Raw genomic sequence first — 15,653 nt, forward strand, 5'->3', positions numbered from 1 at the left:
TTTGAAAAGTGCTAATTATATTTAGTAAAGACTAAATAAATAGATATAGATAATACCTTCCAACTAAAATAAAAACACGGGGGCTTAGGATTAATGAAATCAAAAGAACCAATAAAGGTTGAGATTGATAGTAGTAAGTTGAGTGTTGATGGGAGAAGTTATGATACAACTCATGTTCTGATACAAGGAGCTCAAGAGATATCAGGAGAAATAACAAGTACTCAAGTAAAAATAACAGCGCTTTTTGCAGATTTACCTCAAGTAGAACCAACGATGGAAGAGGCAACAAAAGTTGTTGCTAACGGATCCGAATTTATAGTAGACGTTCTAGGAGAAAAAATTCAAAATGCATTAGAAACAGAGGAAGGTTACATACTATCTGGGGATATAATAACCATAAAATTTGAATCAGATGAAAATGGAGAAGATATAATAATAAAAATACCAAAAGTTGGTAATATAAAAACCAATAAATTATCTCTTCAACTTGATGGCGAGCTTTCATCAAACATAATGATGCAGCCATTTATTATTGGAGCTATAAGCATTAAAGGACCAACTAAAGTTAAAATCCTAGTTTCTGGAGAATCTATAAATATATTAAAAGATGATTCAAAAATTAGCAATGAAGGAAAGAAAATAGTTAGTGAATCTACAGCACAAAATACTTAATTTTAAAAATAAATATAAATTTTATTTATTATATATCATTAGAAAATTTGTTATTTTTAATAAAAATATTTTAATTTGTATCTTCCTCAGAGGATTCTTCAAACTTTCTCATAACAACAGGATTCTTTACCTTATTTAATTCGTCTTGTGGGACATATTTTGGTAAACTATACCTTGTATGGGTTAACTCAGCAATTTCATTTTTTGCCTTAAGACCACTTAATATTCTCCTTAATCTATCTTCTCCTACTATTCCTTGGAATATTACTTTTAAATCCCTCCAACTAATTGGCGATTTAGCTTCCTCCAAAACATCTAATACTAGTTTTTCTATGTCAAAGTCATCTAATGCTGTGGTAACGCTTAGACCTGATTCATCTACTAGAGATGATTGAATGTCCTCATATTCTTTGAAAATCTTTGCCCTTATATTATCTATTAGTTTTTTCCTAGATTGGTCTTCAGTAGATATTGGCATTTCTCTCACCCCTATATCCTATATATATAATAAAACTAAAGTATATAAGCTATTATATATGTCAAAAATTTTTTATTAATAAAAATTTTACTTAAATAATTAATTTTTATTAAAATAAAATACAAAATTTCTTCTCTTAAATTAAATTTATATAAGCTATTTATCAGGAACAAAATTAAAATTAACAATTTATATTTTTAACCCTAAACGAAATTATATCTCATGGGAATAATAATGGAAATAATTAGATTAGAAAGCTATAATTTCCCCTTAGATAGACCTGCAAATAATTATTTAATAAAGCATGACAAATATAACATACTAATAGATGCCGGAGCAACTAAAGAAAATCTTATGGCATATGAAAGCAAAATTGATTATATATTGATTACACATGGTCATTGGGACCATACTTATGGAATAACCGGCATTAAAAATAAGAAAATATGCGCAAGTCAAGATACTTACAATAGTTTAATTAACGGAGAATTTAAATACAGCGCGAATAGAATTGCCGAGATCTTTGGCTATAATGGCAAAGAATTTAATATAAATAATGAAATAAAAACTATAATAGATAAAACTTTAAGTTATTACGATGATATTGCTAATGCATTAAAATTTAATGAATATATTCCATTAGATGAATGCGACCCAATTAAACAAAATATAATAGAATATATTCCATGTCCAGGACATAGTAACGATCATGTATGCTATTTTATTTCTAATAATCTCTTTGCAGGAGATAACATTTTACCAGGAGGAGGACTTACGTTATTAGACTTTTTAAAATATCAAGAATCTATAATTAAACTGTTTACTCTAAACAATTGGGATTTGATACGTCCAGGTCATGGACCAGATACAAAGAGAATTGATATACAACAATGGATAAAAGATACGTTAACTGGTAAAGAAAAGAAGATGATGCAACTAAGTTCCATTTTAAATAGTGATTGGGTTTCAATAAATGATTTATTGCCTAAGCTTTATCCAAATCTTAACGGTCCATTATTATATATTGCAGCAAGGAGTATGATAGGGTATCTAGGATCCCTTGAAAATATGAAGATAATAGAAGTCGATAGAAATCACAAGCCATGGAGAGCTAGAAAATTAATGAGGTGAATAATCATGAAATTAGTCCTGTTAGCTGGAGGTAAAGGGGAAAGACTTAGACCATTGACTGATAATAAACAAAAGGCACTAATGCCAATACTGGGAGAACCATTAATATGCAGACATCTTAAAGAATTATCTAAATTAAACCCAGAAAAAATTATTATCATATTATCATATAAAAAGGAACAGGTTGTTGAAGAAGTAAAAAAGTGTTTTCCAAATGAAAATAAGATTGTTTATGTAGATCAAAAAGAGGAAAAAGGAACAGGCCATGCAATAAAAATGGCTATGGATTATGGAGGAGAAGGAGATTATCTTATCATATATTCTGATTTATATTTATCAAAAAATGTCTATAAAAATTTAATTAAACTAAAATCCCCAGGTATAGTTGTTACTGAGGTAAGTAAACCTTGGAATTATGGTGTGGTTAAAATTGAAAATGAAATTATAAAAGATATAAAAGAAAAACCTAAAATAGATGAGCCTGTTTCAAATACGATTTTCGCCGGGATTTTGAGACTACCTTTTGATTCTAAGGAATATATTGATAACATTAAATTATCATCAAGAAATGAATATGAGGTTACTGATGCAATAAAAGAAATGATTAAAAGCTTTGATATTTTTACATTAAATATACCTAAAAATCAATGGCTAGATATAGGAAGACCTTGGGACCTATTAATTGCTAATAGATTAGCGTTAGATGAAGAAATTAAAGGGCAAGTAATTAAAGGTGATGTTCATAATTCAGTAGTAATTAAAGGTGATGTTATAATAGAAGAAGGTGCTGAGATAAAACCATATACAGTTATTGAAGGACCTGTATTTATATCAAAGAATTCTATAATTGGTCCAACATCACATTTGAGGCCATATACAATATTTTTAAAGAATTCATCAGCTGGTTATTCTGTAGAAGTTAAAGGTTCTATAGTAATGGAATTTTCTAAATTGCCTCATTTTAATTATGTTGGTGATAGCATTATTGGAGAGCATGTTAATCTAGGAGCTGGTACAATAACAGCGAATTTGAGATTTGATCATAAATCAATAAAAATGAAAGTTAAAGAGGACATTATAGATACAGAAATGGAAAAACTAGGTTCAATAATAGGAGATTATGCTCAAACTGGCATTAATGTTTCAATTTTGCCTGGTAAAAAAATAGGTTCACATGCGATAATATATCCAGGTTGTATTGTAGATAGAGATGTAAATTCTTATGAGATTTTTAAATGTAAAAATGCTCTTTAGTAAAATGGTGATATTAGCCCATAAATTATTTTATGGAATAGATGCTTAAATATGATTTTAATTTTGTTTTCTAACATCACTTTTTATTAAAAATTAACCCCACATTCTTTTCAAAGCAATATAAACTTTGCCATATAGTTTGTTTAGATAGTTCTCTATTTCACTTGGAGATTGATTAAAGGCATTAAGAAATCCACAATCTATTTCAAATCTTATCTGATCTATGTTTTCAGGATTAAACTGCTCAGGAATTTCTTTGAGAACTTTTTTGCTAACCCTATCAAAAAGATCTGATAATTTTTCGATTGTTTCCTTATTAAGCTTATAAAAATCTATTATAGGTAATAATCTCCATTGAGACATCTTTAAGCTTGTCCAAGCCCCTCCTGTTTCTTCTCTATTTATTAGTACTGTTAGCATAACCCCATGTAGTATTAAGCCATAAGGTAAAAGCTTTCTCAAGTATCTTTTCTTTGATTTTCTTCACATATTTATCTATTTCATGACTTCCAACTAAGAACTCTATAGACGCATCAATAACATCTTTTAGCTTTGGTATATCTAAATCAGCGAACCAGCTATTAGAAGGCTGTGATATTTTTTAACTTCCCAAATATATGATTCTGGATTAAAATTCTCCACATAATTGGGAACAAAAATTCTTGCATCAAATTTGGATTCCTTTATCTCTTTGTAAAGATCCTTTTCAGGGACATCATGATATTCTTTCTTAATCCAAAGAGCAATCGAAATATCAACCAATCCCTATTCTATTCTCATCTTAGCATCTTTTTCAGCATCTTCTTTATGATATGAAGCCTCTATTCCTATATTGAATCCATTATAAAAACATCTTATATCTGCCCTTTCCTTCCTTTTTGTATCTCAGATCTAGCATCTATACCAAATTCATTGCTTAAGATCTCAGCAAGCTTAACATTAATGACTTCTTCATGTACCTCAGGCATAAAAATTATTCCCAATTTATAAATTCTTAACATATATTATTTAAATTTATTTCTATTTCTAAGATTATTTAACTAAATCATAGAACCTCTCATTATCGCACATTTTCAATTCTTTGATATTCGGGTGAGTATCCATTAAGCTCACCTTTTTTATTTCTTAATAGCGTAAAATAAAAACAAGAAATAAATTTTTATTTTAGTTAACATATTTACTTATTCTATAAAATTATTGACATTAAATTAAATAAATCAAATGAATAATTATATTTTAAAGTTAAAAACAAGGTTAAGTTTAAAATCAGGCTGCAACTGCCTCATGAGAACTAGCAACATTTTTAGGTAATTCTATAACTTTTTGTTTTATAATTTCTACCTTTCTTACATTGCAAACTTTTTTAGCAGCTTTAGTTATCTCTTGAGCTAGGCTTCCATCTTGCTCACCAAATACAGCTAATCTAACAAATTCATCAAAGGTTAACTGATTTCCTTTGCTTTCAATTATATCTTTCATAATTTTTCTAATTGTTTGTTTTTGACTTGTTTTGCATCTATATTGCGTAAATACAGCTGAGGTAACCCTTATCTTAGCACCATCTTTTGTAGTAACATTTAAAATGATAGCTATTTTACTGCTTCTTCTCCTAGTTAAGCTCCTTAAATAATCCCTTAGCAATTCATGGCCTTTAAATATGGTATAGGCATTATCTTCGCTTACTGAATTTATTTGAAACTTTAATTTGGTATTAACATGGGAATAATTTCCAGTTATATCAAAAAGCGTTATTTCAACAGTTCTCTTGCTTAATTTTTCCTCAGAATCAGCCGGAGTTAAACCTATTTGTATTTTACCAAACGTCTCTGGTGATATTATATTATACCATTTCTTTAACTTCCAAGCATCTCTAACTGAAGTTTTTGACTTTTGCCTTGGCAACTCAAGCACACCTTATTCTTTTTCGCACATATAAAATTAAAAGTTTGAGGTTTTAAATCCTTCTAACCTAATTCTCTCTTGCTTATAATTATTCCATATTAATAAAAAGAGAATTTATTTTTAATAATAAAAATTATTTTTAATATCCATTTAACAAAAATAAATATTAGACAATAAATAGTTATATTAAGGAAAATTTCAGACTCATGGTTAAATATTCATTGAATCTATAATTGATCTTATATTGATTAACAGGTCATCTAGTGTATTCTTTAACGACATTATTCTTTTAGGGTCTTTACAGTCTTTAATTCTTATTGTGCAAATTAGTTTATCATTTTCGTTTTTGCAACTAATATCTAAATAACTAGGTAAGTCTTTTATGTTATCTGGAGTTAATGATTTTGCTATAGCATTTGCGTCTTTATTTGGTATAACTAATTCTGCTGTGCACTCTACACTATCTTTATCCATACCGATTCACCATCAAATTCTCCTTTAAATGTCTGAATAAATCTAGCTGCAGATCCATATCCTAATGAATCCTCTAATGATAATATGGGTATTTTTAGTTTATTTTTATCCAAGTAACCTAATATTGCATCATTGTCTATGTAACCCATTATTTTTAGTTGTTTTTGTATTGCTGTAATAGGCAAGTTATCCTCATTTGTAACGTAAACTTTTGCAAAATTAATCTGAGATGCCCTATTAAATTTATTATTCAAGATAACATCTTCAGCAATTTTTACTGAAGACCTAAGATAATGAGGTATCTGAGGATATTCATTCTCATAATCAGCTATAAGACCTACAGCTGAATGGAATCCCATAGTTTCAATAAGCAGCATTATTGAATAAATTACCTCTCTTGGATCTTGCATAACAATTCTTGCCTTAGAAACTCCAACTCCTCCAACATATTCTTGTATATCTATTTTATTTTTTATAATATTATCCTTCAAATATTTATATATAGATACGGTTATATTTTTATTCGTTTCATTATCTATTTTCCCAATGTTTGAATTGATTAGCATCTCAAACCCATTTTCTTTTAAAAACCTCTGGCAAGAATCTTCGTTAGTTAATGTTAGATATAATGGATTCAGTGTAATCGATAAAGATTCACAGAAATTGAGCGAAGTGGGTCTAAATATCTTTAGACCTGTTACTATTTCCATATTAAGGCTGTCATCAGATGTTATCAATGTTTCTATAACATCTTTATCAAAAGAACTAAACTCACCTGATTTGCTAACATATTTGCTCGCATATGTTGATGCCAATGATAATATAGCATATTCGGGTTTAACATTAATTATATCAGATCCTTTTAAAGCAAAATAAATTCCTGATCCTATGCTACCATTTATTTCTACAAAAGTAGAGTTTCCTATTGGTATTTCGTTAATCTCATGAGAAAGAGAAACCAAAACAGATTCTATATCGCTTACCTTATAATTTAAGTTAGAATAACCAATTAATATAGTGGGATCTGTAATCTTTGATGGAGCATTTAATCTAGTTGATATGGATGCTTTTATATTTAGATTTAATGCAACATTAAATAACATTAAGCCTCCTATTATATTTTCTAAAGATGGATAAACAATAATTCTAAGTATATTGTTATCTTTTGACTCTTGTAATACTTTATTTAATGCAGCTGAAATTTGTAACTTGAGCTTATCAATGTCCTTTCCTTTATCGAGCTTTATTTTAAGCAATTGTTTTTCACCATATTATTTTTAGAATTTCTCCGTTATATGTCATTATTTTATATTATTTCATTTAATTAAAGTATAAAAAACTTATTAAGGTTTTCGGTTTATTCAACGATTCTATATAATAAACATGAAGTGTAGGATTAGAATTAATTATTAGCTACTCCCAGCAACCAAAAGCTTTGCAGCATTTGGATCATATACCCAATCTTTATTCAATTTACCAACTTTTTTATAATAATTTGAAAGCCTTCTAATCTTGCTTTCAGTAAATATTAAACCTCTCATGCTTGTCTTATCTTTAGGATGTTCATTCAAATGCCTCCTCAAATTAACTGCTTTCCTTATTAAATTAAACAGATCTTCAGGTATTTTTGGTGATAAATTCTTTTCTTCTAAAACCTTACCTACCTTTTTTCCTATAATTGGTTTAACAAGGGGTATTCCAAATTGATCCCTTAAAACCAATCCTATTTGAGAAGGTGTGTATCCCTTCTTAGCAAGCTCTTCTATTATCATTTCTACTTCTTGCTGTGAATAAGTAATCCAATTTGCTGTAAACGTTGAAGGCCTTATGGAATGTGACTTACCTCTCCTGCTATTCTTATGCATATTAAATCACTCCATACTGTCTAATGCAATCTAGGAATTTATTTTTTATCATTGATATATCATTAAACTTATTTTATAATTACCACATAATGAAAGTTTTGCCCTTTAATAAAGAAAGAAATCAGCATGATAAAGGTTATAATAAATGTTATAAACTAGCAAACAAAATCATAGCTTGGTGACAATAAGAATGACAGAAAGAACTTTAGTATTGGTTAAACCTGATGGAGTCAAAAGGGGGTTAATTGGAGAAGTTATTTCTAGGTTTGAAAAGAAAGGATTAAAACTAGTTGCTTTAAAAATGGTTAAATTTGATAGGACAAAAGGAGAAGAGTTCTATTCTGTGCATAAAGATAAAAGCTTCTTCTCGGATCTTGTAAATTTCATAACAAGTGGTCCAATAGTTGCAATGATATTAGAAGGGGATTCTGCTATATCTGTAGTTAGACTTATGATAGGAAGTACTGACGGAAGAAAAGCTCAACCAGGAACTATAAGAGGGGACTTTGCATTATCTATACAAGATAATGTGGTTCATGCAAGTGACTCTCAGGAAAGTTTTGAACGAGAATATAAGGTAATATTTAGAGATGAAGAGATAATCTCCAATTATTAAATCAACATAAATAATTTTTAATAATTTAATTTTTAAATTCATGATTATGCTAAGAAATGTGTTTCATATCTAAAAAAAGCTTATAGAAAGAATTTCATTGAAACTTATTAAAGGAAAAATTTTTAATAATTATTAACTGTTAATTTTTTTATCCAAAATATCCTTTATTTTTGATAAAAGCAAATTATATTCCTTAAAGCCTGAATTTTTCTTTATTTCAGCTATTTCTTTCAAAGTTAATAGCTCATCATTACTAATAACATTCTTAAATTGAGAAACTAGTTTCATTGCGTGTTCAAGAGGAACATCGGTATAAATTTCATCACCTTCATTTGCATGCCTACCTATTAATATTTTCCCTTCAATAGAAATAGCAACTGCCTGCCCTACTTTAGCAAATTCAAGACTCTTGTCTTTATCTTTTATAGCCATAATTCTTCCTAACTCCTTGCCCTTTTCATTTATTAAAGGATATCCTGGTTTTATAATACCCCCATTTACCTCTACTCCTACAATAGCGGGATCACTTCTCCTGAAAACATATCCTGGCAATATTTTGAATTTTCCTGGCCTTATTAAAGAATCTAATTCTTTTTGTAACTCTTCCCTCTTTAGATTTTCACTCCAATTTTCATATTCTTCTATTAAATGATATATAATATTATTTTGTATGACCTTAACATTACTATTTGCCAATTCAGCTTCTGCTTCTGGCAATATTTTAACATTAAAGGCAATTATAACTCCCAATGACCTATTCTTTTTGGCCGTTAATGAAGCTTCTAATACATCAGATTTACTTATATTTCCAATATCAGCAACCCTAATTGGAATATTCATGCGTTTAAATGCTTCTATTAAAGCCTCCAGGGTTCCCAAAGTATCAGCTTTAATTATTATCCCATCCTTATCCGCTTTAAAAATGAGCTCTTTAACTTCGCTTTGTAATGTCTTGCTTAATTCATTAGCCTCTTCAACACTGTTTGCAACATATATAGATGATCCAGCTAATGCATTTTCAAGGTCTGGGGCTGCAATTCTTACTCCTGCAGCTGCATAAACTTCTGATACATTAACAAATCTTGTACCTTTAGCTCTTAAATCGCTTAGAGGAGCTGGCATTAATAATGATCTCACATTTGTTATTATAGGCCCATTTTTGCCGTTTAAAACTATAATATCCCCAACTCTAATAATACCATCATATATTATTGTATCAATAACGGTGCCTAATCCTTCAGCTTCCTTAACTTCTAAAACTGATCCTTTAGCTGGCCCTTCAGCAAATATCAACCTGTTTTTTAAATATTGTTGTGTAAGACCAGCTAAAACGGCAAGCAAGTCAGGTATACCTTCACCTGTTTTTGCTGAAACTGGAACAATTGCAACAGTTTTCGTAAAATCTTTGATTTTTGTATATAGCTCTGTCTGAAATCCTAATTCAGAGAATTTTGTAACTATAATTCCATAAATAACTCTTTCAAGTTCTTCTTTGGCCCTTCTTGATTGATTTTGATACGAAACTACAAATGGTTGATCAGGGTTACTTTCCCAACCAGGTAGTCTGTCTATCTTATTTGCAGCAATTAGAAAAGGAACCTTTCTTGATTTAAGTAAATCTATAGCCTCAAACGTTTGATCTTGTAAACCTTTTGTTACATCTATAACCAATATAGCAAAATCTGCAATACTGCCTCCCCTTTTTCTTAGATTTGAAAAAAGTTCATGACCTGGCGTATCTATAAATAGCAAACCTGGAATAGCTAATTTTATTGGGACAATCTTTTTGAGAGGTTCGGATATTTTTTCAATAACTGCAGAAGGTACTATACTTGCTCCTATGTGCTGGGTTATACCTCCAGCTTCCCTTGCAGCAATAGCAGTGCTTCTAATTTTATCCAAGAGAGAAGTCTTTCCATGATCAACATGGCCTAATACTACAACAATTGGTTGCCTTAATTTTTTTGTCTGACCTTGAGGTTGTACTTGACTCATTTTGATTCCCTCTTATACAGAAACCCTTAAAGGTTTAATATAAAAATGCTTATAAAATTATTATAGTTTTTCTAATAATAAAATTAATTAAAAAATTTTTAGCTTAAATCTGCATTAAAATTAACTTTTTTCATATATTCAAGTTTTTCTATAATCTTTTCTGCCAAAGTAGATTCATTCTCTTCTAGAATAAACAGCCCATTTGCTCCATATAAGGTTTCTTCGCACCCTCCTATAGTAACAGTAAGCTTCGTTATAATATAATTACTATATTTTGGAATATAGAAAAATAACGCAAATATTTTATTTTTATATTCTGATACAGAATAAAAACAAGTATTTTTATCTTCTATTGATGATACCTTTAAACCTTTTTGCCTTAATATAGAAATTAAGGATTCAATCTTCCTCTTCATCATTTCCTTCTGACTCAACATCGATATCAACCTCACCTTCTTTATTAAAGTTATTTACACAATCTAACTTTTCATTCCCAACAATTTCAGGAATTAATTCAAATCTCCTTATTATGTTGCATATGTTATCCCAAGGTACTACAGCCTTTTGTCCTGCTTCAGTTTCAATAAATGCTAAACTTCCTCTTTTTGTTATTCTTGCTTTCATAGTCAATTAAAATTCCCCCATCAATTTTATATTTAGTATTTATTTTTAAGGCCACCTTTTTAAAGCTAGCTTTCCAAATTATTTTTATAAATTTACTCCTTAAATTTATTTTGCTTAAAGCATATTACAATTTTAAAAATCTAAAGGTTGAGAGAACTCAGCTTATTCTATAAATCTATTGATAAATTATTTTTAAATTTAAAATTTTAATATAAATTCATAAGAAATACAATTTTTAAATTTATGAATAACTTATTTCTACATTTAATTGAGCTAATGCTGTTTTTCTTCTTTCAGCCCTTGGATCTGGAATCATACGTCCTCTTACCGTTTTCTTTCTCCTTTCTCCTTCTTTTTCAGGATGAAAACCTGGAGGTCCTGATAAAAGTACCTTTTTTCTCACTGCCCCCGGAATACCTGGATGCATTGGAAAACCAGTAGCATCGCTTCCTCCCTTTATTTTGAGCTTAATATTATTAAAACCTAATAGTTCTCCATCAAACTCATCACCAATTTCTAAACCAGATAGCCTTATCATTATATCCTCTGGGACTGCTAATTGCCAAGCTTTAGCTCTAAATGCTATCGCATCTGCTTCATTTGATCCTGCAATTTCTCCTAAAAGCTCATTGCTAACCCATACCTCATTTTCAGGAACTTTATCATCTTGAATGGTTTTTAATGGTACATTTGATTTTCCTCCTTCTTTTTTAATGGTAAGCGTCAAAACTCCTACTTCGTTTAATTTAAGATCTTCAATTAATTTTTTGTTAACCTTCGCTTTTGGCAACTCTTTTCTCTCTTGTTCCTTAGTTTTTTTCATAGATTCATTTAATTTCAACTCATTATCATCTACTCCTTTAACCTTTACACTAACTGTCTTATCTCCTGCTTTGGGATCAGATATAACAACCCTTAGTGGCGGTCTTTCTTCAGCTGGCATGTTTTATACACCTTCTTGCTCCCTCTGAAAATCATTCTTCGGTAGTTTTAAATCCTTTTGCTATCATTATTCCATAAAAATATTATTTTAAAACTAGATACCCATCTTTACGAATAAGTTTTCTAGTTTAAAGATAATTAATTTTTAATTATAAAAACAATATTTTGATCTTATTGATAAATTAACAAAATTAATCCTCATGCAGTGTGACCTTAACATCCGCCTTAACTTTCTCTGATGAAAATGGTGGGATAGAGTTTCCTAAATCAATTGCTATAGAAACTTGATTTCCAGTATCATCAGTTATCTTTACCTCTGCAATATATGTCGTTTCAGGTCCTCCTGATTCGAAGACTTTCATCAAAGATTCATACAACCTTGATATAGCCATTTGGAAAGTTACAGGGCTTGACAAATCCTCTGGTTTTAGGGTCAAAGTTGCAAAATTCTTAAATACTCTGCCAATTTTGGCTTCTCCTTTAAACTCTTTGACCACAACAGGCTTTTCTTCTGACATAATTTTCACCGGAATAACTATAGTTGTTAGATTTAATATGTTTATGTCTGCAAAGATGATGTCAAAAAGCAAAGTCATATAGAAAGGTAAGCTATATAATGTATCACCTATAATGAATTATTTCTATCTAATTATTTTAAGATTATTTGATATCCTAACTTAATGAACTTTTACCTTTTTTGATCATATGAACAGCAATTATATGAAAAATTTTAAATCCAGGTTTAATACTTGAATACTTTACTAGGTTAAAAGCTGAGAAAACTTTTAGGCAACAACATTAACCCAAAAGAACAGAGTGAAAAAAATGGAAGACAAAAACGAAATAATAAATAATTTAAAAGAAATTGAAAGCAAATGGCAAAATAAATGGAGTGAAAGCAAAATATTTGAAGCTAATCCTGACGAAAACAAAAAGAAATTCTTTATTACATTTCCATTCCCTTACATGAACGGATTACCACATTTGGGAAGCGCTTTTACCATACTAAGAGTTGATGTAATGGCTAGATACAAAAGAATGAGAGGATATAATGTTTTGTTTCCTCAGGGTTGGCATGCAACTGGTGGGCCAATAGTTGCATCTGCGAGAAGAATTAAAGAAAATGACACAAAGAAAATCCAAGAACTTAAAAGCATGGGAGTTCCAGATGAATTAATCAAAAATTTTGAGGAACCATCATATTGGGTTTATTATTTTACAAATGAATGGGAAAAAGATTTAAAAAGATATGGCCTAAGCATTGATTGGAGAAGAAAGTTCTTTACAACAAACCTTAATCCTTATTTTAGTAAATTTGTTGAATGGCAATATTATAAACTAAGAGAAAGAAATTATGTTACAAAAGGAAGCCACCCAGTAGTATGGTGCCCTAAGGAAAAGAAAGTTGTAGGAGATCATGATAGACCTGATGAATATGCTGGTATAGGCCCGATTGATGCAACAATTATAAAGTTTAAGATGGAAGATGGAAAAATCATTCCTACTTTGACTTATAGACCTGAAACGATATTTGGAGTAACAAATATATGGATAAATAAAGATTACATGTATAATATAGCTGAAATTGATGGGGAAATATGGATAATAAACGACTATATGGCTGAAGAGTTAGCTGATCAGAAACATGAAGTTAAATTAATACAAAAAATAAATGGGAAAGAATTAATAGGAAAATATGCCATAAATCCAATTAACAATAAAAAAGTATTAATCCTACCAGCGGAATTCGTTATCCCTGATGAAGGTACAGGCATAGTTATGAGCGTTCCAGCCCATGCACCATATGACTATGTAGCGCTTGAAGATCTTAAAATCAATAAAAAATTAATCAAAGAACTTAATCTAAATGAAGAAGAAATTAACAAATTGACACCCATACAAATCATAAAAACAGCAGAATTTAAAGATATACCTGCAAAGGAAATTACAAAAAAGCTTGGTATAAAGAATCAAAATAATGTAGAGCTATTAGAAAAAGCTACAAAGGAGCTTTATGCGAAGGAGTTCTATAACGGAATTATGTACAATGTTGATAGTAAATATACAAATCTAAAGGTTAATGAAGCAAAAGAATTGATAGCAAGTGATTTAAGAAACGAAAATAAAGCGTTAAAAGTTTACACACTTCCTTCAAAAGTCTATTGTAGATGTGGAGCAAGGACTCATATAAAATTCGTAGAAAACCAATGGTTTTTGTTATATAGTAATGAAGAGTGGAAAAGCAAAGCAAGGGAAATTGTTAAAAATATGAATTTCTATCCAGAATCCGCAAAGGATGATTTCCTAAGACTAGTTGATTGGCTTAATGACTGGGCATGCACACATATGAATGAGCTTGGAACACCATTGCCCTGGGATAAAAATTGGGTAATAGAAAGCCTTAGCGATTCAACCATATATATGGCATATTATACAATTTCTCACTTTATTCAAAATAAAGTTGATCCATCAAATCTTATTCCAGAGCTTTTTGATTACATATTTTTGGGTATAGGAGATTTAGATGAGATATCAAAAAAGACTCATTTAGATAAAAATTTCATAGAAAGCATGAGAAAAGAATTTTTGTATTGGTATCCAGTTGACTTAAGAATTAGTGGGAAAGATCTAATACAAAATCATTTGCTATTTTTCATCTACCATCATGCTGCAATATTTGATAAGGAAAGATGGCCTAAGGGAATTGGTATAAATGGCTGGGTTTTATTAAATGGAGAAAAGATGGCAAAAAGCAAAGGGAACTTCTTGCTTTTAAGAGATGCATTAAACAAATGGGGTGCAGATGTAACAAGATGGTCTGAAATAATGGCTGGGGCTGATCCTGGATATGATGATGCAAACTTTGAATCTTCTTTGGTTGAAAATGCAATAGAAGAGCTTAACACATGGCTTAATTTTGTGAAAAATAATTACAATAAGGGAAGAGATTATAGACTCAGTTTAGATTATTGGTTTGAAAGCATAATTAATAGCACAATAAAAGAAGTTACAGAAGACATGGAAAAAACGAGATTTAAGAGCGCTCTTATAAAGTCATATTATTATCTTAAGAATAAATACAAATGGTATCTAACTAGATCAAATGTACCAAATAAAGAAGTTGTTAACAAATACTTAGAGACTGTTACTTTAATGATTGCCCCAATTGCACCCCATGTTGCTGAAGAAGCATGGCATTTAATGGGACATAATGATTTTGTTTCTCTTCACTCATGGCCAGAAGCAGATGAAAGCAAAATTAACAAAGACTATGAAAAGAGTGAAGAGTTAATAGAAAAAATAATCAACGATTCAAAAGAACTAATCAGCTTAATAGGCGATGCAAAGAAAGTCCATATAATAATAGCATCTCCATGGAAATATGAACTTTTCAATGATGCCAAAAGCAAAATGAAAAATAAATCATTAAAAGAATTAAGAAGTGAGCTGATTAAAAATGATTATAAAGTAGAAAAAGGCAAGGTAGCGAAAGTTATTGATATGATATCTAAATATCCTGAGCTTTTAGAGAATTACATATCAAGAGATCTTGAAATAAAATCCATCCAAGAATCTAAGGACTTTCTTGAAAAAGAGCTTAATAAGGAAATCAGTATAGCTTTAGAAGAAAATAGCAACTTACCGAGAAGCGATCTAGCATTACCTGGAAGACCTGCCCTTTATTTGGAAAAATAATTTT

Annotated in this window: 17 protein-coding genes; 5 read left to right on the forward strand and 12 right to left on the reverse strand. The window is 29.7% G+C overall.

Annotation, left to right across the window (positions count from 1 at the left end; translation table 11 throughout):
* Positions 1 to 93: 93 nt before the first annotated feature.
* On the forward strand, positions 94 to 672 hold the full coding sequence (locus CALAG_RS02160; protein WP_015232108.1) for a hypothetical protein: 579 nt from the start codon (positions 94 to 96) through the stop codon (positions 670 to 672).
* Positions 673 to 742: 70 nt separating this feature from the next.
* Here the strand turns inward: CALAG_RS02160 and CALAG_RS02165 are convergent, their stop codons facing one another.
* Positions 743 to 1,150, reverse strand: coding sequence for a hypothetical protein (locus tag CALAG_RS02165; protein WP_048816682.1), 408 nt, complete (start codon positions 1,148 to 1,150; stop codon positions 743 to 745).
* Between the two features lie 234 nt (positions 1,151 to 1,384).
* Here CALAG_RS02165 and CALAG_RS02170 point away from each other — a divergent pair, with 234 nt between their 5' ends.
* Both CALAG_RS02170 and glmU read left to right on the forward strand, forming a co-directional pair.
* Entirely contained in the window at positions 1,385 to 2,281 is an 897-nt protein-coding gene (locus tag CALAG_RS02170) for an MBL fold metallo-hydrolase (RefSeq protein ID WP_015232110.1), read from the forward strand.
* Positions 2,282 to 2,287: 6 nt separating this feature from the next.
* On the forward strand, positions 2,288 to 3,535 hold the full coding sequence (gene glmU, locus CALAG_RS02175; protein WP_015232111.1) for a bifunctional sugar-1-phosphate nucleotidylyltransferase/acetyltransferase: 1,248 nt from the start codon (positions 2,288 to 2,290) through the stop codon (positions 3,533 to 3,535).
* Positions 3,536 to 3,628: 93 nt separating this feature from the next.
* Here the strand turns inward: glmU and CALAG_RS02180 are convergent, their stop codons facing one another.
* From CALAG_RS02180 to CALAG_RS02205, 6 genes are all read right to left on the reverse strand, one after another.
* A complete protein-coding gene (locus CALAG_RS02180; protein WP_157463153.1) occupies positions 3,629 to 3,955 on the reverse strand; it encodes a hypothetical protein in 327 nt (108 codons plus the stop codon).
* A gap of 141 nt (positions 3,956 to 4,096) precedes the next feature.
* Positions 4,097 to 4,297, reverse strand: a complete 201-nt coding sequence (locus tag CALAG_RS02185) for a hypothetical protein (protein WP_048816683.1) — start codon at positions 4,295 to 4,297, stop codon at positions 4,097 to 4,099.
* Between the two features lie 504 nt (positions 4,298 to 4,801).
* Positions 4,802 to 5,437: a 30S ribosomal protein S3ae gene (locus CALAG_RS02190; RefSeq protein WP_015232113.1), complete on the reverse strand. Its 636-nt coding sequence runs from the start codon at positions 5,435 to 5,437 to the stop codon at positions 4,802 to 4,804.
* 210 nt (positions 5,438 to 5,647) lie between these two features.
* Positions 5,648 to 5,911 carry a KEOPS complex subunit Pcc1 gene (locus tag CALAG_RS02195; protein WP_015232114.1) on the reverse strand — a complete coding sequence of 88 codons (264 nt, stop codon included), beginning with the start codon at positions 5,909 to 5,911 and terminating at the stop codon, positions 5,648 to 5,650.
* On the reverse strand, positions 5,893 to 7,167 hold the full coding sequence (locus CALAG_RS02200) for a hypothetical protein (protein WP_015232115.1): 1,275 nt from the start codon (positions 7,165 to 7,167) through the stop codon (positions 5,893 to 5,895). Before CALAG_RS02200 ends, CALAG_RS02195 begins: the two co-directional genes overlap by 19 nt.
* Positions 7,168 to 7,320: 153 nt before the next feature.
* Positions 7,321 to 7,776 (reverse strand): 30S ribosomal protein S15, encoded by a 456-nt coding sequence (locus tag CALAG_RS02205; protein WP_015232116.1) that lies wholly within the window; start codon positions 7,774 to 7,776, stop codon positions 7,321 to 7,323.
* A gap of 190 nt (positions 7,777 to 7,966) precedes the next feature.
* Between CALAG_RS02205 and ndk the strand changes: the two genes are divergently transcribed.
* Positions 7,967 to 8,392 (forward strand): nucleoside-diphosphate kinase, encoded by a 426-nt coding sequence (gene ndk, locus CALAG_RS02210; protein WP_048816684.1) that lies wholly within the window; start codon positions 7,967 to 7,969, stop codon positions 8,390 to 8,392.
* 132 nt (positions 8,393 to 8,524) lie between these two features.
* On the opposite strand, the gene infB is transcribed toward ndk, so the two are convergent.
* From infB to CALAG_RS02235, 5 genes are all read right to left on the reverse strand, one after another.
* Positions 8,525 to 10,387, reverse strand: coding sequence for a translation initiation factor IF-2 (gene infB, locus CALAG_RS02215; RefSeq protein ID WP_015232118.1), 1,863 nt, complete (start codon positions 10,385 to 10,387; stop codon positions 8,525 to 8,527).
* 98 nt (positions 10,388 to 10,485) lie between these two features.
* Positions 10,486 to 10,821, reverse strand: a complete 336-nt coding sequence (locus tag CALAG_RS02220) for a hypothetical protein (protein WP_172633876.1) — start codon at positions 10,819 to 10,821, stop codon at positions 10,486 to 10,488.
* Complete coding sequence (locus CALAG_RS02225; protein WP_425393262.1) at positions 10,787 to 11,011, reverse strand: hypothetical protein; 225 nt, start codon at positions 11,009 to 11,011, stop codon at positions 10,787 to 10,789. Before CALAG_RS02225 ends, CALAG_RS02220 begins: the two co-directional genes overlap by 35 nt.
* Before the next feature lie 241 nt (positions 11,012 to 11,252).
* Positions 11,253 to 11,954, reverse strand: a complete 702-nt coding sequence (locus CALAG_RS02230; RefSeq protein WP_015232121.1) for a 30S ribosomal protein S6e — start codon at positions 11,952 to 11,954, stop codon at positions 11,253 to 11,255.
* A 190-nt stretch (positions 11,955 to 12,144) separates the two neighbouring features.
* Entirely contained in the window at positions 12,145 to 12,471 is a 327-nt protein-coding gene (locus tag CALAG_RS02235) for a hypothetical protein (RefSeq protein WP_157463154.1), read from the reverse strand.
* A gap of 307 nt (positions 12,472 to 12,778) precedes the next feature.
* On the opposite strand from CALAG_RS02235, the gene leuS reads away from it, so the two are divergent.
* Entirely contained in the window at positions 12,779 to 15,649 is a 2,871-nt protein-coding gene (gene leuS, locus CALAG_RS02240; RefSeq protein WP_015232123.1) for a leucine--tRNA ligase, read from the forward strand.
* The last annotated feature ends 4 nt before the right edge of the window (positions 15,650 to 15,653 follow it).

It is taken from the genome of Caldisphaera lagunensis DSM 15908, assembly GCF_000317795.1.
In the GTDB taxonomy this organism is placed as follows: Archaea; Thermoproteota; Thermoprotei_A; order Sulfolobales; family Acidilobaceae; genus Caldisphaera; species Caldisphaera lagunensis.

What these genes read in the sequence shown, in the direction of transcription:
- CALAG_RS02160 (WP_015232108.1), top strand. Translation starts at nt 94, where the DNA reads ATGAAATCAAAAGAACCAATAAAGGTTGAGATTGATAGTAGTAAGTTG.
- CALAG_RS02165 (WP_048816682.1), bottom strand. Translation starts at nt 1,150, where the DNA reads ATGCCAATATCTACTGAAGACCAATCTAGGAAAAAACTAATAGATAAT.
- CALAG_RS02170 (WP_015232110.1), top strand. Translation starts at nt 1,385, where the DNA reads ATGGAAATAATTAGATTAGAAAGCTATAATTTCCCCTTAGATAGACCT.
- glmU (WP_015232111.1), top strand. Translation starts at nt 2,288, where the DNA reads ATGAAATTAGTCCTGTTAGCTGGAGGTAAAGGGGAAAGACTTAGACCA.
- CALAG_RS02180 (WP_157463153.1), bottom strand. Translation starts at nt 3,955, where the DNA reads ATGCTAACAGTACTAATAAATAGAGAAGAAACAGGAGGGGCTTGGACA.
- CALAG_RS02195 (WP_015232114.1), bottom strand. Translation starts at nt 5,911, where the DNA reads ATGGATAAAGATAGTGTAGAGTGCACAGCAGAATTAGTTATACCAAAT.
- CALAG_RS02205 (WP_015232116.1), bottom strand. Translation starts at nt 7,776, where the DNA reads ATGCATAAGAATAGCAGGAGAGGTAAGTCACATTCCATAAGGCCTTCA.
- ndk (WP_048816684.1), top strand. Translation starts at nt 7,967, where the DNA reads ATGACAGAAAGAACTTTAGTATTGGTTAAACCTGATGGAGTCAAAAGG.
- infB (WP_015232118.1), bottom strand. Translation starts at nt 10,387, where the DNA reads ATGAGTCAAGTACAACCTCAAGGTCAGACAAAAAAATTAAGGCAACCA.
- CALAG_RS02225 (WP_425393262.1), bottom strand. Translation starts at nt 11,011, where the DNA reads ATGAAAGCAAGAATAACAAAAAGAGGAAGTTTAGCATTTATTGAAACT.
- CALAG_RS02230 (WP_015232121.1), bottom strand. Translation starts at nt 11,954, where the DNA reads ATGCCAGCTGAAGAAAGACCGCCACTAAGGGTTGTTATATCTGATCCC.
- CALAG_RS02235 (WP_157463154.1), bottom strand. Translation starts at nt 12,471, where the DNA reads ATGTCAGAAGAAAAGCCTGTTGTGGTCAAAGAGTTTAAAGGAGAAGCC.
- leuS (WP_015232123.1), top strand. Translation starts at nt 12,779, where the DNA reads ATGGAAGACAAAAACGAAATAATAAATAATTTAAAAGAAATTGAAAGC.